Raw genomic sequence first — 21,887 nt, 5'->3', positions numbered from 1 at the left:
AGCAGATGCAGAAAGATGACAAATACGCATCTGTTAAGGAAGAAATCGCAGCAATTTAATTCTCTCTGAACCCCAAGACTGTCCAGCGGCTTATGAAGGAGCTGGGCTTAGTTTGTCGTGTCAGGATGAAAAAATATCGCTCCTACAAGGGAGAAGTGGGCAAAATCGCACCAAATCTGCTGAATCGAGATTTTCATGCGGACAAGCCAAACCAGAAGTGGGTCACCGATGTGACAGAGTTCAGTTTGTTTGGGGAGAAGCTGTATCTGTCCCCAATTCTCGATCTGCACAGCAGCGATCTGGTCAGCTATACCATATCGGATCGCTCTGTGCTCAGCATGGTGACAACCATGCTGAACGAGGCATTTGCAAAAATTCCAGACGGAACAAACCTCATTCTCCATTTTTCTTTGGGCTGCCCAAAAGTGAGCTGCTGTATTTGCAGGAGTTCCGCTCCATGGAGCACTTCAAACAGGAACTCGTTGCATATCTGGATTACTACAACATCCGCAGAATCAAGGCAAAACTGAAGGGCTTGCCGCCTGCAATTCACAGACAACAAGCCCTTTCGGCTGCTTGAACAATTTTTACTTCAAAATATTGTCTAACTTTTTGGGGTCACTTCATGCCGCATGTCTTCTCTTCATAACTGGTTTTTCTGTCGTCCGCCGACATACAGTTCCATCTGATCAAAGACCATTCTACTGCATCGCTATCGGGTTTTTCCGTTGCCCGCCAACATTCCGGCCCAAAGTCCGGCATCAATTTCGGATTTTAGGTGCCAGCCGCACCAGAGGGATGACGCCCTCTGTCCATTTTCATTATATGCATTTCCAGTGGAAAAGTCAACGAAACGTGTGAAGAAAGAGCTGTCTACTTGCGCAGTTAACTCTTTTTGCTGCATCATAACTCTTTTCAAGTTAAGATACAATATTAGAGTTAAGATCCGTCGCAGACCTACATCTCCACTACCGCTTCTCAGCTAAGCTACTGATAGCGCTGCGCTTATGCACTTTATAAAACGAAATTTCAAAAGAGAATTCTCAAAACTGGTTGATTAAAAACCATATATCGAATATACTATAAATAGGAAAGCAGGCGACATCCTGCTGGTGCGGCTGACACCTTAAATCCGATAGAGAATCCGGGTGTATAAACCGGAGGGTTGGCAGGCAACGATAAAACCTGATTGTGATTCCAGACGTATGGGCTGGAGTGTTGGCGGACAACGATAAAATCAGTCATAAGGGGGAGACGCACAGCATCGCGGTGTTGTAGTCTCCCTTTTAATTTATATGGAGTCAACATCAACCGAATATTTAAAAGGGTTGCGAAATTAGTTGATATTACGGTATGGAGGATTGTCTAACTTTTTTTGGGGTCACTTCAATATTCTATTCGCGCGGGAATAAATTCAAAAAACTTCTATTGTCATTATACCTATCGCACAAACGAAAACCAGCAAATCCCACTCTCATTTTATCCCCGTTGGGGTACAATTGGGGACAGAGCGCCTATCTTCGTTCCTTTAAACTCTTTAAAAAGCACAAAAACCCGTTGATTTCTTACGAAATCAACGGTTAAACATGGTTGCAGGGATAGGACTTAAACCTGTAGCCTCCGGGTTATGAGTGATTGCAAGTGTATTACAGCCGTCCATAGTGCAATATACTGTATATGCCATCACATCATATGTGCTATATATTGTATGTGCTGTTGCCTGCCGGATACTATATCTACACCGTAAAGAACAAATAAAGAACAACATCTGCACGGCTACTATCAGCTTTCCCCCTGGCAACAGACAGCTTGACAGCGCCATGCAAAACAATTATACTAAAGGCAATATAAAAGGCACTGTCCACAGACGGTTAGCCCTTTAAGAAAATCGTATCAAGAAATGACCGCTTTACTTGTCAGGGAAAGGCGGTCATTTCGCATATATAGTGAGTATGTAGAGCAATACTGCTGTGTCTACAAAGAAACGCAAAAGTTTCTTGCCCATGCGCCCCCTTTACAAGGGAGTGACTAACCGCCTGCTATCTGGAACTGTGTCTTGCTACGAGTATAACAAAATTCGACATAAGCAGCAATAGTAAAAGGACGCTTCAAGCGTCCTTTTTTACTGTGCAAGCGAGTGCAGCAGGTCTTGCTGCATATTGCGAAGCTAAACGGCCGAGTTTGCGGAGCAAACCGGCTGCAGTCCGTTTTTGAACAGCCGATTTGCTACCTGCCTATGTAATTCAATCCTTATAATGATAGTAGCCATCCCAGGGATGGTGAATACATCATTTTAATTTCTGAAGAAGAAAATGTTAAATCGCTTAACTCAATTGATGTAATTTTTCACAAAAATCAGAGAGTTAGACAATCTTGGAAGTCCTATATGGATGAAGCAGACTAACCTTCTTCAAACCCACAACAACTTAATGATAGATACATAAAATTGCTTGAAGAGATGGCGCTTGCCTGTGGATATAAAGATATACGGTAGGATGATCTCAAGCGGTATTACTATCCAAGTGGCCTTTCAAATCGAAAAAATGATGATGAAGTTTTGAAAAGCTGCAAATTAAGACCGCAGAAAAGACCGCGTCCGATGCGGTTGGCCAACAAAATACTCCTCAAAATGAACAGTTCGCTAACCAAATGATGCTTCAGCTATTACCTAAGCTAATCGAAAATCCAGATAGCTTTAGCAAACAAATAGAGCTTACAGATAAAGCAAAAAAGTAATTACAGAGGGAAAAATCGGCAAGTTTCTGGTGAAACTTGCCGATTTTAATTTATTCGGTTTTTTTCACGTAGTAGGTCTTTGAACAAGGCGCTCATGTAATCGCTGCGGCCATACAGAACATGGTCAATGTGGACATCGCTGTCTTGCACACGGTAAAACACCATATAATTGCCGCTGACAAGAAAACGATAGTCCGTACCGACGTCTGCAATAGAGGATAATAGGGTTTCCATCTCTGCGAAGTTTTTCAACTGGTCAACCGCATCCATAATGCGATCGACCACATGCTCCGCAGCAGAACGGTTTTGAAGCTCCGATACGATATAATCCCAAATATCATCCAAATCACGGCGGGACTCGGGCGAATAATGAATTTTATTCTTCATTCGCTTTTGCGCGGAAGTGCGCCCTCATATCGTCCGTTGTCAGCCAGCCTTCCGTTTCGCCAGAGTGACGGCCTTTTGCAAGCTCGTTCATCAGGCGGATAGTTGCCTGTGTTTTCTCATAGTCCTGCATATCCACGATGGCGTACCGTTCGCGCCCATTCTTCGTCAAAAAGACAGGAGCACCCACAGCCACATCATGCAGTACCTCGCTGTAATTTCGCAGGTCAGAAATGGGTTTAATATTCGGCACATCTATCAGCTCATTTCAAACATAGCATATCCCATTCTGCTATAAAATTCAACAGCAAGTTTGCAGCACTCGCATATTTAGAATAAATACCTCTTGCCAACTGCCAGCAAACCCTTTCAGCTGCTTGAACAATTTTTGCGTTGAATTTTTGTCTAACTTTTTGGGGGCACTTCAATTTCTGTCCTCACTGATTAAAATAATTCCTTATTTTTATTATATCTATTTTAGTTTTACCCTATCGCGAATAGAACTCACTTTCTGCCACTCTGACCACAAAGTCATACTCCGTTGGGGTTGCTTTAGAAGGAGCAATATTATAGCATTTGAAAACCTTTCTCAAATAAGCAAAATGGTCCTTATCTTCTTGGGTCAGCGGAGCAACCCAGCCGGTTTCATCTGCATGCCTCTCCACCTGACGGAGATATTCAAGTCGCTTCTGATCCATCATTAGGCACCTTTTTATTATAAAAAACTAGGACGCCGTCGCAACGCCGCCCCGTACAAAAACTATAAATCGTTTTTTGATGCTGTAACTATTATATATACCCTCAGTCTGAAAATCAACCCTCATTCTCTAACTTTTTAGAAGATGTGGTATGATTGATTCTTATAAAATCTGACGGATTGGACTTTTCAAATTTGACTGAATGATATTCTGAAATTTGACCGATTGAAATTGTAAAATCCGACTAAATAGCCTGCAATAGCAGCAAGATACATAAACCGCCCATACAGCGACGCCTGCACGGACTTTCAGCGACATCTTGCCGGAGAAATAGCGGCACCTCGCCGGAACGCAGCGACAACCTTTTGAATGCACGATATCTATGCAAAAGCCTGCGACAACATGAAAACAGAGAACTGGCTGAACTGTCATGCTCATGCTTTCAATTATTTCGGCGACGTGAGCAAAGCTGCTCATCTGGTACAATGGGATAAGAACAACTTTTAGGAGAGATTTGTACAAGCTGTTTCCTAAAACATGAGCCATATTATGTAAGATAGCCGGTACAGTAGAAGCCGTTCTCAAATAAGGACGGCTTCTCTGGTTCACTTTTCGTAGGGGATACGGAAATAGTCAAGATAGGCTTTGTACTTATCCTGTGCGGTTAAGCAGGTATCCGTAAGATATCCCTTTTCGCTATACCATTCCTTGAGACCGCGATAATAAAACAGCTTGAGGTTTTCTTCTATGATAAACGGAACGATGTTGTATTTGAGACATTCCTTGAACATGATAAGCCGTCCAACGCGACCGTTGCCGTCTTGAAATGGGTGGATATGCTCAAAGCGCACGTGAAAATCCAGCATATCGTCCAGTGTCTTTTTAGGAACGGCGTTATAGTCAGATAGCAGAGCTTTCATTTTATCGGCAACTTCTTCTGGAAGTGCGGTCTGCATACCGCCGACCTCGTTTGGCAGGCGCTTATACTCGCCAACGGCGAACCAGTCCTTGCGGGAATCGCTGGTGCCGGTTTTCAGAATATGGTGCAGTTTTTTGATGAAATGCTCGCTTAGCGTGCTTGCTGCATGATCGATGATTAGATCAATGCAACGGAAGTGATTCGAGGTTTCAATCACATCGTCCACATTCAGCACCTCGTTTTCTACACCGATGGTGTTGGTTTCAAAAATATAACGTGTCTGGTCGTGCGTCAGGCGGCTGCCCTCGATGTGGTTAGAGTTGTAGGTCAGGTCGATTTGGGTTTTGTGATAGATGCCTCCGGCATACTTGGTTCGTTTTTCTTCCTGCAGAATGGAAAGCAATGTTTTGACCGGCATTTTTTTGCCGTTACTGCGAGCAGGCTTTTCCGCATTCTCGGGAATGTGCCATGTTTTGCCGATCAGCACAGCACCCGGAATACGTTCCTGTGCACAGTAATTTCGCACGCTTCGTTCGGAAATATTCCACTTTTTCGCTATTTCTGCAACAGAAAGATAGTTCATATGCTCACCTCCGAGCGGGATAGCTGTATTTATAGTATACCATATTATCGGCAAGAAATATACAGACGTACAGAATGAATCGGATTGTTTTTTGCCGATGTATAGGTCAAAAGCCGTTCTCGAATGAGTACGGCTTTTTCATTACCCGAAAAAGGAGAAGATGTCGCTCTATTGCGTGAAAGTGTCGCTGAAACTCCGTGCAGATGCCACTCTCACTCCGATTTATGCACAAGATATTAATGTAGGTAAAAATTATACCTCCTGCATGCCGAAATGCCATCTCAAATACCTCGATAATATCCGATGCCTTTCTTTTTGAGGTAGATTTTACGGTTACAAAAAAGAAAAGCCTTTTTCACGTATGCACTGCATAAGAAATAAAAACACGCTACTTCCGTAATAATGGAAACAGCGCATTTTTTTGAAATATGATTATGCAGAAAATGCAGGAGGAATGTCTTGTTTCACTCCGGTCAATGTTTCTTGCTCTTTTGCCCAAGTTACACGAGTCACTTCTTCGACAAAAGCTTTCTCTTTGGGAGTAGCAGAATAATAATGAATGCCAAACTGCCGACAAACATCAAATAATAGATCAGTGTGGGCAATATCGTCCTGTGTTGGCATAGCAAAGTATCCGCCGGCTCGTTCAGCCAATTCATCAATCACATACGTAGGATCATTTTGTTTCATATTCTTCAACCTCCTCCGCAAGATATTTTGAAAAAGCAACCACGCATCTTCATCAGCAAGCATAAAGCGCTTGGGGCCACCACTGGATATGCTCGAAATCCGCTTGGCACCGAAGACCTCTGCGTAATGGCGGGCGAGTTCATCCGTTTTGGCATCAAACACAATATCACCGCGGCAACCATTATCAATAGAATACTTTATGCCGAATGCAAGCAGTACAGCGCCAATGCCGCTGTATTTACGTTCGACTTTTCCAGTAATCGTCGCGTTGCTATGAGGTGCGCTCTCAGCATAAAGAATATACACATACGTTTTCCGACCGGAGATTTTGTAGGCTGCCAGTGCAATCAACTCACCGTTTGGAGCCTTCATTGCATACTTACTGACATCAGGATTGGACAAGTAGGGAGAATCCAAATCAGTTTGCCACGATGGAGAACCGTGGGTCGCTGCAATATCGTCAGCTGAAGCTGAACTAATATCAACCGGAATGGATATATTATCTGCACATCGGATAATATGAGGAACAAATATCATTGATTTATCTCCTTTTTATATTATAATATTGCGGTTGGGACTTTTCAAGAAGCTGTCTTATGGAAATACTATTCATTTATGGTATCTAATAAAAGTATAAATTATTTCTCTTGATATCAGAACTATTTATGGTATTATAAAAGTATATAATTGGTAGGATTAAAGAAACTGTTGTTATAATATTAGGGAGTATAAAATGGATATTGCATATTGCATAGCCCAAAAGCCAGATGATTGGCCTGTTAATATGGCAGAACAGAGCCTCGACATAGTGCTTAAAGCACTTAATGATTTTATTGAGAAACCAGGGTACGTTACAAAGGAAAACCTAATATCTCTTGTAAGCGATTTTGATCTGAACGAACGTGATTTCATAGGACAGTATCGGATTTGCGAATATGAAGTCAGCCAAATTAATGAGATCTACTATCGAAGCCTTATGATTTGTTTACCATCCTCTCGTTGCTATCTCTATAGATTCATAGGAGAACGTGCGAGATTGCAAAAGATGATAGCTTATGCTGGTCCTATAATAGATAATAACGAACTACCTTATATAGGAATCAAGCCATATGAGAATGGCTTATGTTTGCCACTTAGATTATACTACTTTGCGTATTTAGCATATATAGTAGACAAGGATAAACCGTTTGCGAAGAAGCTTGTTGATGTTGTTAATAAAATGCGTAAAACTATTTCATTAATGGATGAACTTTCGGATGATGAAAAGAGCGCACAGCTATTTGAACTTTCACGAAATTATACATTGATGCTGAATGATATGAGTTATTTCCACGGAAATAAGAAAGAAGAAATATGGAAATTTGATCGAAATGAATTAGCCGAATTGTTTTCATTAGAAGCAGAACTGATAAGATTGACATCTCAAACAGCAACAACCCGTCCACTACGTGGAGTTTTAATGACACAAATTAGTAATTTTATTTTGAAGTCGCGACACGATTATAATGAAGATTATATATGTAAATATGTATCAGAAAATGTTGCGATTACAAGCTATATGAATCACGAGATCTGGATGAATAAAATTGAAAATTTAAACGATGACCGAGAAGGAAATGTGCTAAAAGAATTATTTGAGAATAGCCAGTGGATAAAACATAATTGGGTTCGAAAACCGGATCTTACCCCTGTTAGGACGTATTTTGTCTCATCATTTGCAAAATCAGTGAACAGCGATCATATGAAAGATCACTATGGAAAGATTGTTTTTGGGTATAAAAATGATAGAATTGCGGATTTAATTTCACCATTATATCAATATAAACAAAATTCTACGAGAAAACCCTTGGTATTTTTCTCGCAAGTTATGGCATATGATGTTATATATGATAAAGCAGAGGCACAGGAAGAACTCAATTATCTGTTTGACATTATAGCCTTGTTCAACTTGACTGATGAGGAGAAAAATACTTTCTTACAAGAGATTCTTCAATATTGGTTACTTTCAATAAAAGATTCTAAATGGTCACCTGAAAGAGAAAGAAGGTATGTACTGTTCCTTTATGAATCTTATGAATACAAAGAGATGAAAATTGAAAATGATTTTTTAAAATTGAAAACATCACTATTTATAACACCAGATTTTCTAATCGGAAATTATCAAAAAAAAGAGAAAGTAAAAATTCAGATTGATGTCAAAAGAAAATGTCTGTCGTATAAAGTATATTTGTATTGTCATAATTGCCTGAATCGAGATTATGATGTGGTTGTAGGACGCAGTATGAATAAACAATGCCCCATATGTGCTAGTGATGATATTGAAATTGTATACCCATAGAGATAAATCCCGAGATATCCCTTATTGACAAGCGACCGCGCTTCAAGTTTTCGTTTGAAGCGCGGTCGCTTTGTTGATCATGATGAAATTTATAGTGGTTTTTTCTTGTTTCGCGCTCAAAAGCGTGGTATGCTGAGAGAAAAGTAACATACAGCGGATATTCTCCCTATCCGTTGAGAAGGAATACAGAATGAAGATCACCTATGCAGAAGAAAAAGACATTGCTGCCATCGCCGCGGCAGAAGCCGCCTGCTTTCCGCCGGCAGAAGCGGCAACCGAGCAGGAATTTGTCGAGCGGATTAAGTATTACGGCAATCACTTCTGGCTGCTGTACGACGCTGACAAGCTGATTGCGTTTGTCGATGGGTTTGTCACGGACGAGCCGGATTTGACCGATGCAATGTACGAAAACGCCTGTATGCACAACGAAAACGGTGCATGGCAGATGATTTTCGGTGTCAATACCCTGCCGGAGTACCGCAAACGCGGCCATGCCGGTGAGCTGATCCGCCGTGCCATCGCCGATGCCAGACAGCAGGGCCGCAAGGGACTTGTGCTGACCTGCAAGGAGCGGCTCATTGCGTACTACGCAAAATTCGGCTTTGTCGACGAAGGCGTGTCCGAGAAATCCACGCACGGAAATGTCCGGTGGCATCAGATGCGGCTGACGTTTTGAGAAGTTAGAGGCACGAAACCGCTGCTTTTTGACGGCAATCACATAACATAATATCTACTATTCCGCAAGGCGTACGCTTCTTACCCCAAGAAGCAATCCCCAAAGCAAAAGGTTTATGGTCCTTTGCTTTGGGGATTGTTCTGTCCCCCCGCTTATGCGGGGATAATTTGCCGATTTTCAAATCTAAGCGCTTACATCAAATTGGGGTGACCCCCGCAAATGCGGGGAAGAATTGTAAGACACTTTGCGTGTCTTCCATTCCTTTTTCGAGAGTTACTCATATTTTTAAGTAATACCCAAATCGGCGTCTATCAAGCGTTTTGACGGCGATATCGGCACATTCCTCAGCTGACAATTCTGTCAGCTCTGCAATTTCTTGAAAGGACAAACCGTCATAACGAGCCTGCAAAATAACATATTCAAGCTCAACCCATTCAAGAGCTTCCTTCCAAGGCACGCCAGGTTTATAGGGCTCCTTAGGCACCTTTGGACGACAGTTGTAACACACACCATCCCGTGCAGGAGTACGTCTTTTCCCACAGATAATGCAAATCTGTGCCGAATTAACCCTTTTCTTGTCCCGGCACCATTCACACAATCGATCCTCAGAATTTGTGAGGTGTTCCTTACAGTCTTTACATACATATTTATATTCTCTCATATTGATTCTCCTCATATATTTCCGCAGCATTTACTCATCCACATTCTGCGATGTGCTTGCGACGGCGATGCACACGCCTTGCCGCTTCAGGTACTTTCTCTTCAGCGCTTTTCGGTGCAAATAATCGGGTATTCTGCCATGCGTGTGTAACTGCTCCGACCGGTGCGACAGCCGCCATTGCTTTTCGCATCGAAGCATCGCGCGGGTGAACGTAGTAGTGCGTGGTCGTGGTTACATCCGCGTGTCCAAGCAGACCCGCAACCGTTGCAACATCGATCCCCTGCTCGATCGCACGGGTGGCAAATGTATGCCGAATGTCGTGAAAACGAACGTGCGGCAGGCCAAGGCCATCCAGTACATCGCCCCAGTAACTGCTCAGATGGTCCGGATCCATTACACCACCGACTGTATTATAAATGATGAAATCATCAGCATTCGGCGTGCGCTTAAAAAGAGATTCGAACCGCTGATACTGTACGGTAAGCAAACCCTGCAGTACTTCCGGCAGATACAGATCTCGCTCAGAAGCATCGCTTTTCGCAGAGCTGAAGATAAGTTCCGTCCGCTTGCCGTACTCTGCCTCAGAATCAACCATCACTCGGCGTACGGTCTGTGTAATATGAAGCGTGCCGCTCATCGCGTCGTAATTACCCCAACGTGCAGCACAGACTTCACCCAAGCGCATACCGCTGTACAGTGCTAAGATAATACCTGCATTATTAAGCGACAGATCAGAAAACAGCCACTTTTCGAGCACTTTTTGATCGCTATCGCTCATAATATTGTGCTTCTTCGAGCGGCAATGCGTATATACGGTCGCAGGAACCGGATTTGCGGGCATCACACCGTCCGCAACAGCACGCTTACAGCAAACATCCAAGACAACGCGCATATTTTTGATGCTTTTTGCGCTCAGCGCGCCGCCGGTCCGCAGATTGCCCTGTAGGGATTCCTCGTTGAGAAAGTGCTGTACCACGGCGGTAGTCAGGCTTTCCAAAGGCATTTCGCCTAATTTCGGCAGGATATGCTTGTACATATTGTCATAGTAGTGTTCATAGCCGCTCGGCTTGGCTACCGGCTTAACGTAAACCTCCAGCCACTGCTGCGACCATTCCCGTAAAGTTATACCCATGACCTCGTCTCCTTGCTCGGGAAAATAAACTCTCCCATGAGCGGTGCATGATGGTGTTGATCGATGTACTGCGTGTACCGAATCTGTACCTGCCTGCTCTGGCTGTCCGTCAAACGGATTTGTCTGCCGTTCGGAAAGGTCAGCCGCTGACACTCGAACTCGTAGTCTTTCCAGTGCAGCCTTTGCATATCTGCGAAGGAATTCTTTTTCATCGTAATTTCGCCTCTTTCTATATGTGATTTTGAGCGAAAATAAAACCGTGCAGGCAATATAGAGCCTACACGGTGTCAAAATCATACAGCAGAAAGAAGTATAAATATAGCACGAACAAAGGTCTTGTGCAACCCTTAAAAAAAGGGTATACTAATACTGCGGTGCGGAGTTTTCCGTTGTGTAGGTGGTTAGGTCACCTGCGCAGGTACTTGGAAGCGCCAACTTCCAAGTACTGCCGTTTTTATTTTCTATAATCATAATAGCATGTTAGGGTCACATATACAATATGCAATCTTCACAAATTTATCTATCATTTCTATATCATATTAACCATATTTTCAAATCGACTCCTGACATTATATTATATGGAGGGTGAAAAATGGCTGCTAGTGAAGCTCAAAAACGAGCAATTGCTAAATGGCAAAAAGAAAAAGTAGATGAAGTTAAATTTCGTGTTCCAAAGGGTGAACGTGCTTTAATCCAAGCACACGCAAAAGAACAGGGTGAGTCTACCACTGCTTTCATCAAGCGTGCTATTCGAGAGGCTATGGAACGGGATAATGCTACCAAGTAAATAAATCTCTTAAAAATCAAAACACTTTCTCTTAAAAGTTCTTTATGACGTATGATTCGTCTCTCAAAGAATTAGTGAGGGGCCCGAAACCTGCACTTTTCAGCAGTGCACCTTCTACGTCCCTGCCGTTACAGATACCGTAGACATATTAAATCATATAGATATTTCAAGATCTCAATGGCATTTGTTCAATAATTATGTTATACTGTATACACTTAAATTTTTAAGACTGTGGCTTCCCTGCTTTTAGTTGCATTAGAGAGATGGGAGCGCTCAGATTTCCTTACCCACGAAGGACCTGTACGTTTAGATGCAGGTCCTTTATCATACCATAAAATATCTAATGCTCCGGTGCTTTACTTTTACCTACATATTTATATATACTGTTGGCGAACACTAAATTTGTCAAAAAAATTTATTTCTTTTCGTATTTGCTTATACTAATTTACTTTTTATGTTTTATTTTGGAACACATTGCTTGCTTCTATTTTCCTATATAAAGTTATAAATACACTATATTTTCGATTTTTCATTACCCTTTTCTCATATATTAGTTTTTTCATATGCCATCTCAAAAAGGTTCTTGCACTGGTACTGGCGTTTGCTTGCGCATTCACCATGTTTGCTGGTGCAGCGTTCACGGATCAGGCCGACATTAAGGTTGACGCTGATGTAGTGGACACTCTGGTATCGCTGGGCATTGTAGAGGGCTTTGAAGATGGCTCTTTCCAGCCGAACGGTACTGTAACCCGTGCGCAGATGGCAAAGATGATTTACGTTCTGCGTACCGGCAACTCTGACGCTTCCGCCTATAACGACGAGAAGTCCTCTTTTACCGACATTAACGGCCACTGGGCACGCGGCTACATCAAGTACTGCCAGTCTCTGGGCATCATTGCTGGTAAGAGCAACACCAAGTTCGTTCCGAACGAAAAGGTAAGCGCTCAGGAAGCAGCTAAGATGCTGCTCGTAACCCTGGGTTACAACGCTCAGAAGGCTGGTCTGGTAGGTACCGGCTGGGCATCCAAGACCAACGCACTGGCTGATGAGGCTGGTCTGCTGGAGGACGTAAACACTTCCTTCACTGCTGCTTGCCCGCGTCAGTACGCTGCACAGCTGATCTACAACGCAATCGACGCTAAGACCGTTGTACTGCGTGACGGTGAGTACACCGACCAGACCGCTATGGGCGTTGACAACAAGACTGTTGGCGAGAAGTACATGGGCCTGAAGAAGACCGTTGGTACTCTGGAGAAGGTTGCTAAGACCTCTGGTAAGGACACCTACGAGCTGACTATCACCAATGTCAACACTACTGACAGCACCGATGGCAAGAACGCTGTTAAGGCATTCACTAAGGTTGCTAAGGACTACTCTGCTCTGAAGTATAACACCGTTAAGGTTCTGTACAAGGCTAAGGATGACGTTTACGGCGTATTCGCTACCGATGACAATACCTCTGTAACCGGCGTTCTGGCTGATCTGGAGATGGATAACGGTAAGGCTAAGCTGGACGGCACCAAGTACGACTTGGCTTCCACCACCACCGTTTACGTTGATGGTGCAAAGCAGACCGATAACATCAAGGTTTGGGTTCGTGCAAACGGTAAGGGCAACGCGACTTACGAGAAGGGCACCAAGGTTGAACTGCTGGCTACCAATGGTTCTTCCGATTACTCTATCCTGAAGGTTACCACTTACGCAGTTGAGAAGGTTACCTATGTAGGTAAGGACTATGTAACCCTGAATACTTCTGGCAAGTGCGCTGATGATGACTATAACTACTACTCCGACATCAAGAAGGACGACTACGTTGTAGTTTCTGACAAGGGCAACTACTCTGACAAGAAGGGCCTGATTGAGAAGGCTGAGGTAGTTGAGGGTAAGATTGATTCTACCAAGACTAACTCTAACGGCGATATCAACAAGGTTCAGATTAGCGGCAACTGGTACAAGACTAATACTGCTATGACTGGCAAGAACGCTCTGAAACTTGGTTCTTCTGTAAAGCTGATGCTGGTTAACGGCTACATCTATGAAATCGACAAGGTTACCACCGCAGCCTCCGACATTGCTCTGCTGGTTGAGGCTGGTCCTACCGGTTCTGCTGTAGCTTCCAAGTACGAAGCTCGTATGATTTTTGCTGACGGCTCCGATAAGATCGTTGAGATCAAGAAGTACTGGGAGGATGATAGCACTAAGCATCAGACTCCGATTTCTCTGAACATCAAGAATGAGCCGATTCTGGTTACTTATGATGTATCCAAGGACGTTTACACGCTGACTGAGATCGGTGCTGTAACTGGCCAGGATTCTCAGGGCCAGAATATTCTCGAGACTGCAGGTTATGACAAGTATGTTTCGATGACCAACGCTACCATTGATGGCAGTGCTACTGGCACCGGCTTGTCTGGTAAGATGTACTTTGAGAACACCGGCATCGTATTTGTTCGTCAGGACGATGGTTCTGGCCACGACGATCCGGACTTCAAGGTTGTTTCCGGTAAGACCGCTGCAAACTGGGATCTGAAGGCTAATCTGACTGGCAAGCTGACCATTAAGGCAGTAGCTGACGAGTCCAACAACAACCTGTACGCTCAGGTAGCAGTTGTAAACTTTAAGAACCTGAAGCCGTCCGGTTCTTCCGACAAGACCTACGCAGTAGCTCTGGATGCTTCCTACACTTCCAAGGAAGACGGCACCACCTACACTCTGGTTAAGGCTTGGAATGGCACCGAGGAAAAAGTTTACAAGTACGAAGGCACCATCTATGGTGGTATTCCGGCTGGTACTATCTTCGAGTACTCCGCTGATGGCGAGAATACCGTTGATATTACTGTTTGCAATACTGTTAAGGATCGTGTAAAGTCCTACGATGAGGGCACCGGCGATATCGTTCTGGATAAGGCTCTGGCTACTGGCTGCAAGTCTAAGATCGACTCTAAGGACACCGTAGTTCTGTACGTTGATTCTGAGGCTGGCGCTGGTGTTGGCAACGGCGAGATCCGTCAGGCTAACAAGTACAACGGCGGCAACGACAAGGATAAGGCAAACGTTGCAGTATTCTCTGAAGCTAACGAGGATCAGATCACTGTTCTGGTTGTTGACGTAAACAACAATTACACTCAGTGGTAATCACCCGTTTAGCTTAGGCTGAACACAAAACCCCCGAGGAAATTTCCTCGGGGGTTTTCCCATTTTCACGCAAAAACGGCAAACGAATACTTATACCCGCTCAGATTGAGGGCGCAGTTGCGGCTATTGAGCACCTGAAAGCCGTCGTCGGTGACGCCAAGGCCGATGCTATCGCCGTACATAAGCGGCACGTCCTCCGCCGCCAGACCGCCGTAAATGGCGCTGCTGTAGCCGGTGTAGCAGCCGTCGCGGAACACGAGCACGGCCTTGGGATGATACCCAAGCGTGATGGTACGTTTTTCGGTTCCATCGCCGGTATATGTGCCGAAATTGCACGCAGTTTTAACCGTAAGCGTGGTTTTGACGGTATTCATGTCGGTTTGCATGGCGCTGTCCGCCTCGGTGCGTGCGTTGGTTTCGGACTCGGCGGCGTGCTCGATCGCGGTAAGGCGGTTGCGCACGTCCTGCGCCAACTTGTCACCGTCCACACAGCCGCTCGGCAGCTTGCCAACCGACGCGTCGCGCACCTGTTTCTGCACGTTTTCGATCGCGTCCTGAACGGTCTGCGCCGGCACGCCCGCGCTCGCGGTGTAGCCCAGTTTAGCCGCCGCTGAGAACTCGCCCAGCGCGTCACACAGCCGGTTCAGCGCCTGCCGCAGCTCCTCCGGCGACGAGTCGAAGTACGTTTTCAGCTCCGCCGCCTGCATGTTCGGCTGGTCGGGCAGGTCCGCTAACCGTCTTGTGAACGTGCCCTGTCGATACGATTCAAATCCCATAAATATACCTCCTGTTCGGCGTTTCGCCGTTTGTTTGAGGTATAGAATAGCCGATTTTTCCGAAATTGCAAGAAAAACTTTTGGATTTCTTCGAATTTTTTCGGGGAAAGGGAAAACCCCCGAGGAAAATTTCCTCGGGGGTTTTCGATTTTGCAGTTACATAACCGCGACAGTCAGAAACTTACTTAGCGTAAATGTTCTGGGTGTCAACGATGATGATCTTAACATTGCTGGAAGCGTCTGCGTAGTAAGCAACGTTAGCCAGCTTCTGAGCAGCATTGTTTTCAGCAGCCTTCTGGAACTCGCCGTTAGCAGTGCCGCGAGCATTGTCCGTGTCTACGAACAGAACTACGGAATCGTGATCATCGTTGCTGATGTTCAGAGTGAATGCAGTCTGAGTTGCAACATAATCATCAGTGTAACCAGCAGTGGTGCTCTTAGCAGCGGTAAAGCCAACCAGAGTGCCCTCAATGTCGGTAGCATTGTAATCGAAACCAGTTACAACACCGCGGGTCAGAGCGTAGGTGTCATTATCACCTGCAGTGCCAGCGTAATCCAGCTTGTAGGTCTTGTTGATGTCATGGGTGCCATCGGAGTTAGCAGAGTACTCTACAACATCGCCCTCAGCCAGAGCGTCGCCGTCCTCAACCTTCAGGGTGATCTCCTCAGTACCGTTCCAAACCTTGGTGGTGGTGTAATCGGTATCATTCTCAGTTACAGAACGAGAGCTTTCCAGAACATAGCCATAAGTCATGTCCTTGCCACCGCTCATGCTGGAAGAGCCAAGGTCAACGTACATAGTCTTAGCATACTGCATACCATTGGACTTCTTGGACAGAACCTGCGCGGAGGTAAATACCTTGCTGTCGCTCCAGTTCTTCAGAGCAGAACCGGTGATAACAGAGTACTTGGTATCACTACCACTGGTGTAACGAACAAATACCGTTGCATCGTTGTTGATGTAAGTGATGTCAGCAGCAACCCAATTAGAGCCACTCTGCTTCTGGAGCTTGTCGCTCTTTACACGCTTAGCATCAGTCTTGTAATCATCGTAACCGCTGATTACGCCGGAAACCTTAGTCAGCTCGTACTTCTCGCCGGACTTCTTGTAGGAAACCAGAACCGGAGTGTTGTACGGCAGAGTCTCGCCACCAACATTAGCGAACATCTTGGTGTCCTTGATGGTAACGGTCTTGTCAGAGCCGTCAGCAAAGATCAGGCGGCCTTCGATGTCATCATCGTTAGCAGAGGTCTTCTGAACAGCCTTAACCAGCAGAGCAACGTCCTTAGAACCAGCATCGTTGTCATCAACATAAACAACGTAACCGTTCTTTACTACTACTGCTACTTCGTCCTTCAGTTCAACCTTTTCGTTGCCTACATAGTCAACCTGAGTCTGGTTCGGAGCAGCCTTCATGGTTGCAGCCATAGCCATCTCGTACCAGTTGCCGCCAACCATAATGCTGTAATCGTCAGCAGTGATTGCATTCTTGGTAGAGGTTACCTTGCCTTCAACAACATCCAGCTTCTCAACAACCTGCTTGTCATCGGAGAAGTTGTCTGCGTTGTAGATTGCAATGTAATCGTCCTTCTTCAGGTCGGACGGATAGTTAGAAGAATCGGTGTCGATCTTGTCAAAGTTCGGACCAGCCTTCTTAGTTGCGTTAATGTAATCCTTGCCAACGTAAGTAACCTGAGCAATGGATACAGTCTTAACATTCAGCTGAACAATTTTGTTGTCCTTGCTGCGGGTAGAAGCAGAGTAAACCTTGGACAGGCCCTTAGCAGCAGCAACGTATGCAACGATATCGTTGCTTGCACTGGTAGTAGCACGGTCAACTACAACCTTGTTGGTCGCGTCTGCACCGGTAGCACCAACAGAGTACTTGGAACCGTTGAACTTCAGCTTAGCATCGGACTTCTCGAAGTCGCCCAGAATGCCGGTCAGAACGTCAGAATCCTCGGTAGCGAATACGCCGTAAACGTCGTCCTTAGCCTTGTACAGAACCTTAACTTCCTGATCGAGCAGGTCGTTGTAGTCCTTCTTAACCTTGGTAAAGGAAGTTACCAGCGGCTTGGTGCTATCATCATCAGTGTTATCGGTCTCACCGATGGTCAGCTTGTAGGTATCCTTGCCGGACTCCTTGGAAACGGTGTCCAGAGTACCAACAGTGGTCTTCAGACCCATGTACTTCTCGCCAACAGTCTTGTTGTCGTGGCCAGCGTAATTCTCGTTGGTGTAAACGTCGTCACGCAGAACAACGGTCGGAGCGAAGATGGTGTTGTAGATCAGCTGTGCAGCATACTGACGCGGGCATGCGCCGGTGAAGGAAGTGTTAACGTCCTCCAGCAGGCCGTTTTCGTCAGCCAGTGCATTGGTCTTGGAAGCCCAGCCAGCACCTACCAGACCAGCCTTCTTAGCATCATAACCCAGGGTTACCAGCAGCATCTTAGCAGCTTCCTGAGTAGTTACCTTGTCGTTCGGGCAGAACTTGGTGTTGCTCTTACCAGCAATAATGTTCAGAGACTGGCAGTACTTGATGTAGCCAGCAGCCCAGTGACCATTGATGTCAGTGAAAGTGGTCTTGTCGTTGTTATACGCAGAAGCGTCAGAGTTACCAGTGCGCAGAACGTAAATCATCTTTGCCATCTGAGCACGGGTTACAGTACCGTTCGGCTGGAAGGAGCCGTTTTCGAAACCTTCGATTACGCCCAGCGATACCAGAGTGTCCACGACTTCAGAATCGACCTTAATGTCGGCCTGATCCGTGAACGCTGCACCAGCAAACATGGTGAATGCGCAAGCAAACGCCAGTACCAGTGCAAGAACCTTTTTGAGATTCTTCATAGGGGTTTTCCTCCTTAAAATTTTTTATACGAGTTCTCACTCGTCGTTAAGTATATTACCATAGTCAAACCCATGGGTCAAGCGAAGTTCGCAATCCGTAACATGAGTGTAACATTACTTGTAATATTACGCCGTCTGGCTTTGGGCCAGATCGCAAACCGGCTCTGTACAACGCGGGTTATACCTTATATAATATAGGTGCTTGTTTGCGATTGGGATTGGCAGGTAAACGGCATCCATAAAATGTAACTCATTTAGTGAAAGCGTTCCTGCAAAATGTTACATATTGGATGATTTTTTTGAAATTCCACCCGTCTTTTTCGGGTAAACGCGACTCCGGAGAGAATCTCAAAAAGGTTCTTGCACTGGTACTGGCGTTCGCTTGCGCGTTCACCATGTTTGCTGGTGCAGCGTTCACGGATCAGGCCGACATTAAGGTTGACGCTGATGTTGTGGACACTCTGGTATCGCTGGGCATCATCGAAGGTTTCGAAGACGGCTCCTTCCAGCCGAACGCTACCGTAACTCGTGCGCAGATGGCAAAGATGATTTACGTTCTGCGTACCGGCAAGTCTGACGCTTCTGCGTACAACGACGACAAGACTTCTTTCACCGATATTGGCTCTCACTGGGCACGCGGCTACATCAAGTACTGCCAGTCCCTGGGCATTATCGCTGGTAAGTCCAACACTATCTTTGCTCCGAATGCAACTGCAACTGCACAGGAAGCTGCTAAGATGCTGCTCGTAACCCTCGGCTACGACGCTAACAAGGCAGGTCTGGTAGGCGCAGGTTGGGCTGCAAAGACCAATGCACTGGCAGACGAGAATGGCCTGCTGGAGGACGTTAACACTTCCTTCACCGGTCCGTGCCCGCGTCAGTACGCTGCACAGCTGATCTACAACGCAATCGATACTCCGACCGTTGTATGGCGTGACGATGCATACACCAACACCAACTACAGCGATGGCGACAACAAGACCATCGGTGAGAAGTACATGGGCCTGCACTCTGTTGAAGGCATCCTGACCTCTTTCGCTAAGGAAGACGGCAAGGACACCTACGGTGCTACTGTTACTTCCATCACCAAGCAGGATGGTTCTAAGAACGTTAAGCTGAATCCAGCTGAGGAATCTTTCACCAAGATTTCCAAGGATTATGTTGCTCTGAAGAACAACAAGGTTAAGGTTCTGTACAAGGACACCGACGAAGTTTACGGCGTATTCGCTCTGACCGATTCCAACAAGGTTATTAACGGCTTACTTGGCGACTTTGGCACCAGCAGCGATAAGCTGAAGCTGAACGGCACCAAGTATACTGTTGGTACTGTCACCGATTCTTCTGATATTGGCACTGCTGCTGGCAAGATTCCGCAGGCTACTGCTGATAAGACCAACCTGGTCAAGGTTGACGGTTCTGCAGTTGCTACCAACCGCAACGATCTGGTTAAGTACGTTAAGAGCAACGTAAGCGGTCTGGCTAAGGCTTTCGACGCTTCCGCTATCTCCAACAGCGACAACAACAAGATCAACCTGCTCGACATCAAGACCTTTGCAATCGCTCAGGTTACCTATGTTGGCAAGGATTACATCAACGTATCCTACAAGAACTCCAGCAACACCCAGAGCTTCGACAGCAAGCTGAAGGATGATGACGCTGTTTGGTACAACGGCATCGCTAAGGATGACTATGTTGCAGTTACCAAGGCTGTTAACACTTCCGCTGATAAGATTGGCGTAACCAAGCTGGACGTTGTTTCCGGTAAGATTACCGGCACCAAGAATGCAATCACTGCTAGTGATTACAAGGTTACCATTAACGGTACCACTTACGAGATGGCTGGCGTTACTAACTCTGACGCTGCTGACCTGACTCTGAATGCTACCGTATCCATCGTTGTTAAGGGCGGCTACTGCCTGTTCGTTGACGACGCTGACGCTGGCTCCAAGGATCTGGCTCTGATGACCGAGCTGTATCCGGAAGGCAACCGTTGGAAGGCTACCCTGCTGAAGGCTGATGGTTCTGAGGAGACTGTTACTCTGAAGAAGTCCGAAGCTATCAATGGTGCAGCTGTACAGGAGAACAGTAAGTTCGACGGTGCTACCACCGAAGGCGCTTCTAAGGTTAAGCTCGTAACCTACACCAAGTCTGGTGATGAGTACAAGCTGAAGGTTGTTGGTGATACCATCAATAGCAACAAGTACATGGCTGGTTATGATGTTGTTACCGATCGTGTAGAAGATAACTTTGTTAAGAACAACAAGCTGCAGCAGGGCGCTGTAAGTGCAATCAACGAGAACGCTGTTGTATTTGTACGTTACAAGACCGACAGCTTCAAGGTTGTTACCGGCAAGGACCTGCGTGATTGGAAGGAATCTTCCGTATTCACTTCTGTTGTTCTGGCTGACAAGAGCAATGGCGTTCCGTATGCTAAGGTTGTATACGCTGACCTCGGCTCCGCTAACGTAAAGGGCGGCACCGATGTTAACTACGGTTACGTATTCGAGGTCACCAAGTCCACCGATGCTGATGAAACCGATTACAACGTATTCCAGATTTGGAACGGCTCCGAGACTATCGAAGTTTGGACCGAGGATGGCAATGATGTTGCACGCGGCGACGTTATCAAGTACTCCCTGGACGGCACTGTTAAGAGCCACACCAAGATCAGCGTCGACAAGGTATTTGCTAAGGCTAATGGTACTACCGGCGTTGTTCTGAACGGCGATTACAGTTCTAAGCTGGATGGCACTGCTTACTTTGCACCGGCTAGCGACGCTGCTAAGGTAAATAAGACTACCGCTGAGGCTGCTGCTGCTCAGGCTGCAAACATTCTCACCTTCGACGACGATGATGATTCCATCATCCTGTTCGCTAACACCTCTGACGACGACAAGGATGGCACCGGCGTAGCTTCTGCTTCCGTTACCAACCTGAAGGATTACGTTCGTGAGGATGGCACTGATTACGTTACCAACGCAATCTACTGGACTGACGGTGCTAAGACCAAGATTATGGTTATCGACACCGATAGCGAGCTGGATACCGGCGTATTCAATCTGCACTAAAAATAAGTTTTCCGCAATTCGCGCGATGACTTAAATTAAACCCCCGAGGAAATTTTCCTCGGGGGTTTTCTGTTTCCCTTTCCTGAAAAAATTCTGAGAAATTCAAAAGTTTTTCTTGCAATTTCAGAAAAATCGGCTATTCTATAACTCACATCAAAACACCATGCGAGTTTAGGAGGTAATTTTTATGGGATTCGAAGCAAATCGTCAGCAGGTATTCAGCAAGCGCATTGTGGATCTGCCGGACCAGCCGGACATGTCCGCACGCGATCTGAAAGCGTATTTTGACTCCTCGGCGGAGGAACTTCGTCAGTCGTTCAACGGACTGTGCGATGCGCTGAGCGACTTCTCTGCGGCGGCCAAGATGGGTTACCACGAAAGCGCGGGCGTGCCGGCGCAGACCGTTCAGGACGCAATCGAAAACGTGCAGAAACAGGTGCGCGACGCGTCGGTTGG

Annotated in this window: 17 protein-coding genes and 2 pseudogenes; 9 read left to right on the top strand and 10 right to left on the bottom strand. The window is 45.8% G+C overall.

Features of this window, described 5'->3' with window-relative positions; all coding sequences use genetic code 11:
• Nucleotides 1-68: 68 nt before the first annotated feature.
• From PGY33_RS14550 to PGY33_RS14540, 3 genes and pseudogenes are all read left to right on the top strand, one after another.
• Nucleotides 69-317 (top strand): annotated as a pseudogene (locus PGY33_RS14550) (IS3 family transposase); the annotation flags it as partial.
• An 89-nt stretch (nucleotides 318-406) separates the two neighbouring features.
• A pseudogene (locus PGY33_RS14545) lies at nucleotides 407-580 on the top strand (IS3 family transposase); the annotation flags it as partial.
• Nucleotides 581-2,287: 1,707 nt separating this feature from the next.
• Nucleotides 2,288-2,404 carry a DUF6680 family protein gene (locus PGY33_RS14540; protein ID WP_442865578.1) on the top strand — a complete coding sequence of 39 codons (117 nt, stop codon included), beginning with the start codon at nucleotides 2,288-2,290 and terminating at the stop codon, nucleotides 2,402-2,404.
• Between the two features lie 377 nt (nucleotides 2,405-2,781).
• Here PGY33_RS14540 and PGY33_RS11850 read toward each other — a convergent pair whose 3' ends face one another.
• From PGY33_RS11850 to PGY33_RS11830, 5 genes are all read right to left on the bottom strand, one after another.
• On the bottom strand, nucleotides 2,782-3,123 hold the full coding sequence (locus PGY33_RS11850; protein WP_117490239.1) for a type II toxin-antitoxin system RelE/ParE family toxin: 342 nt from the start codon (nucleotides 3,121-3,123) through the stop codon (nucleotides 2,782-2,784).
• On the bottom strand, nucleotides 3,113-3,373 hold the full coding sequence (locus tag PGY33_RS11845; RefSeq protein ID WP_117490241.1) for a type II toxin-antitoxin system prevent-host-death family antitoxin: 261 nt from the start codon (nucleotides 3,371-3,373) through the stop codon (nucleotides 3,113-3,115). The genes PGY33_RS11850 and PGY33_RS11845 overlap by 11 nt, the downstream gene beginning before the upstream one ends.
• 235 nt (nucleotides 3,374-3,608) lie before the next feature.
• Entirely contained in the window at nucleotides 3,609-3,821 is a 213-nt protein-coding gene (locus PGY33_RS11840) for a hypothetical protein (RefSeq protein WP_270478799.1), read from the bottom strand.
• A gap of 602 nt (nucleotides 3,822-4,423) precedes the next feature.
• A complete protein-coding gene (locus tag PGY33_RS11835; RefSeq protein WP_270478797.1) occupies nucleotides 4,424-5,320 on the bottom strand; it encodes a Fic family protein in 897 nt (298 codons plus the stop codon).
• Nucleotides 5,321-5,752: 432 nt separating this feature from the next.
• Nucleotides 5,753-6,547: a hypothetical protein gene (locus tag PGY33_RS11830; RefSeq protein WP_270478796.1), complete on the bottom strand. Its 795-nt coding sequence runs from the start codon at nucleotides 6,545-6,547 to the stop codon at nucleotides 5,753-5,755.
• 196 nt (nucleotides 6,548-6,743) lie between these two features.
• On the opposite strand from PGY33_RS11830, the gene PGY33_RS11825 reads away from it, so the two are divergent.
• Both PGY33_RS11825 and PGY33_RS11820 read left to right on the top strand, forming a co-directional pair.
• A complete protein-coding gene (locus PGY33_RS11825; RefSeq protein WP_117490249.1) occupies nucleotides 6,744-8,348 on the top strand; it encodes a hypothetical protein in 1,605 nt (534 codons plus the stop codon).
• A 190-nt stretch (nucleotides 8,349-8,538) separates the two neighbouring features.
• Entirely contained in the window at nucleotides 8,539-9,024 is a 486-nt protein-coding gene (locus tag PGY33_RS11820; protein WP_270478795.1) for a GNAT family N-acetyltransferase, read from the top strand.
• A 277-nt stretch (nucleotides 9,025-9,301) separates the two neighbouring features.
• Here PGY33_RS11820 and PGY33_RS11815 read toward each other — a convergent pair whose 3' ends face one another.
• From PGY33_RS11815 to PGY33_RS11805, 3 genes are read right to left on the bottom strand one after another with little or no spacing between them, the layout of a single operon-like run.
• Nucleotides 9,302-9,685 (bottom strand): hypothetical protein, encoded by a 384-nt coding sequence (locus PGY33_RS11815; protein ID WP_117490253.1) that lies wholly within the window; start codon nucleotides 9,683-9,685, stop codon nucleotides 9,302-9,304.
• A gap of 34 nt (nucleotides 9,686-9,719) precedes the next feature.
• Nucleotides 9,720-10,817 (bottom strand): tyrosine-type recombinase/integrase, encoded by a 1,098-nt coding sequence (locus tag PGY33_RS11810; RefSeq protein WP_270478793.1) that lies wholly within the window; start codon nucleotides 10,815-10,817, stop codon nucleotides 9,720-9,722.
• Nucleotides 10,808-11,029, bottom strand: a complete 222-nt coding sequence (locus PGY33_RS11805; protein WP_270478792.1) for a hypothetical protein — start codon at nucleotides 11,027-11,029, stop codon at nucleotides 10,808-10,810. Before PGY33_RS11805 ends, PGY33_RS11810 begins: the two co-directional genes overlap by 10 nt.
• Before the next feature lie 380 nt (nucleotides 11,030-11,409).
• Here PGY33_RS11805 and PGY33_RS11800 point away from each other — a divergent pair, with 380 nt between their 5' ends.
• The gene (locus PGY33_RS11800) at nucleotides 11,410-11,604 is read left to right on the top strand and encodes a hypothetical protein (RefSeq protein WP_118284796.1); all 195 of its coding nucleotides are present in this window, start codon (nucleotides 11,410-11,412) and stop codon (nucleotides 11,602-11,604) included.
• A gap of 618 nt (nucleotides 11,605-12,222) precedes the next feature.
• Entirely contained in the window at nucleotides 12,223-14,739 is a 2,517-nt protein-coding gene (locus PGY33_RS11795; RefSeq protein WP_270478790.1) for an S-layer homology domain-containing protein, read from the top strand.
• Between the two features lie 65 nt (nucleotides 14,740-14,804).
• Here the strand turns inward: PGY33_RS11795 and PGY33_RS11790 are convergent, their stop codons facing one another.
• Both PGY33_RS11790 and PGY33_RS11785 read right to left on the bottom strand, forming a co-directional pair.
• The gene (locus PGY33_RS11790) at nucleotides 14,805-15,515 is read right to left on the bottom strand and encodes a hypothetical protein (protein ID WP_119190221.1); all 711 of its coding nucleotides are present in this window, start codon (nucleotides 15,513-15,515) and stop codon (nucleotides 14,805-14,807) included.
• 181 nt (nucleotides 15,516-15,696) lie between these two features.
• Nucleotides 15,697-18,363, bottom strand: coding sequence for an S-layer homology domain-containing protein (locus tag PGY33_RS11785; RefSeq protein ID WP_270478787.1), 2,667 nt, complete (start codon nucleotides 18,361-18,363; stop codon nucleotides 15,697-15,699).
• A gap of 290 nt (nucleotides 18,364-18,653) precedes the next feature.
• Here PGY33_RS11785 and PGY33_RS11780 point away from each other — a divergent pair, with 290 nt between their 5' ends.
• Nucleotides 18,654-21,431: an S-layer homology domain-containing protein gene (locus PGY33_RS11780; protein WP_270478784.1), complete on the top strand. Its 2,778-nt coding sequence runs from the start codon at nucleotides 18,654-18,656 to the stop codon at nucleotides 21,429-21,431.
• A 187-nt stretch (nucleotides 21,432-21,618) separates the two neighbouring features.
• Nucleotides 21,619-21,887 (top strand): hypothetical protein (locus PGY33_RS11775; protein WP_270478783.1); only part of this gene is annotated, 269 nt, incomplete at its 3' end.

It is taken from the genome of Butyricicoccus sp. AF18-9LB (assembly GCF_027684505.1).
GTDB classification, from domain to species: Bacteria; Bacillota; Clostridia; order Oscillospirales; family Butyricicoccaceae; genus Agathobaculum; species Agathobaculum butyriciproducens.
Note: the sequence above shows the minus strand (reverse complement) of the source record. Positions and strands in the feature narration are given on the sequence as shown.

Coding starts and splice junctions, on each gene's coding strand:
- PGY33_RS11850 (WP_117490239.1), bottom strand. CDS start 3,123: ATGAAGAATAAAATTCATTATTCGCCCGAGTCCCGCCGTGATTTGGAT.
- PGY33_RS11840 (WP_270478799.1), bottom strand. CDS start 3,821: ATGATGGATCAGAAGCGACTTGAATATCTCCGTCAGGTGGAGAGGCAT.
- PGY33_RS11835 (WP_270478797.1), bottom strand. CDS start 5,320: ATGAACTATCTTTCTGTTGCAGAAATAGCGAAAAAGTGGAATATTTCC.
- PGY33_RS11830 (WP_270478796.1), bottom strand. CDS start 6,547: ATGATATTTGTTCCTCATATTATCCGATGTGCAGATAATATATCCATT.
- PGY33_RS11825 (WP_117490249.1), top strand. CDS start 6,744: ATGGATATTGCATATTGCATAGCCCAAAAGCCAGATGATTGGCCTGTT.
- PGY33_RS11820 (WP_270478795.1), top strand. CDS start 8,539: ATGAAGATCACCTATGCAGAAGAAAAAGACATTGCTGCCATCGCCGCG.
- PGY33_RS11815 (WP_117490253.1), bottom strand. CDS start 9,685: ATGAGAGAATATAAATATGTATGTAAAGACTGTAAGGAACACCTCACA.
- PGY33_RS11810 (WP_270478793.1), bottom strand. CDS start 10,817: ATGGGTATAACTTTACGGGAATGGTCGCAGCAGTGGCTGGAGGTTTAC.
- PGY33_RS11805 (WP_270478792.1), bottom strand. CDS start 11,029: ATGAAAAAGAATTCCTTCGCAGATATGCAAAGGCTGCACTGGAAAGAC.
- PGY33_RS11800 (WP_118284796.1), top strand. CDS start 11,410: ATGGCTGCTAGTGAAGCTCAAAAACGAGCAATTGCTAAATGGCAAAAA.
- PGY33_RS11795 (WP_270478790.1), top strand. CDS start 12,223: ATGTTTGCTGGTGCAGCGTTCACGGATCAGGCCGACATTAAGGTTGAC.
- PGY33_RS11790 (WP_119190221.1), bottom strand. CDS start 15,515: ATGGGATTTGAATCGTATCGACAGGGCACGTTCACAAGACGGTTAGCG.
- PGY33_RS11785 (WP_270478787.1), bottom strand. CDS start 18,363: ATGAAGAATCTCAAAAAGGTTCTTGCACTGGTACTGGCGTTTGCTTGC.
- PGY33_RS11780 (WP_270478784.1), top strand. CDS start 18,654: ATGATTTTTTTGAAATTCCACCCGTCTTTTTCGGGTAAACGCGACTCC.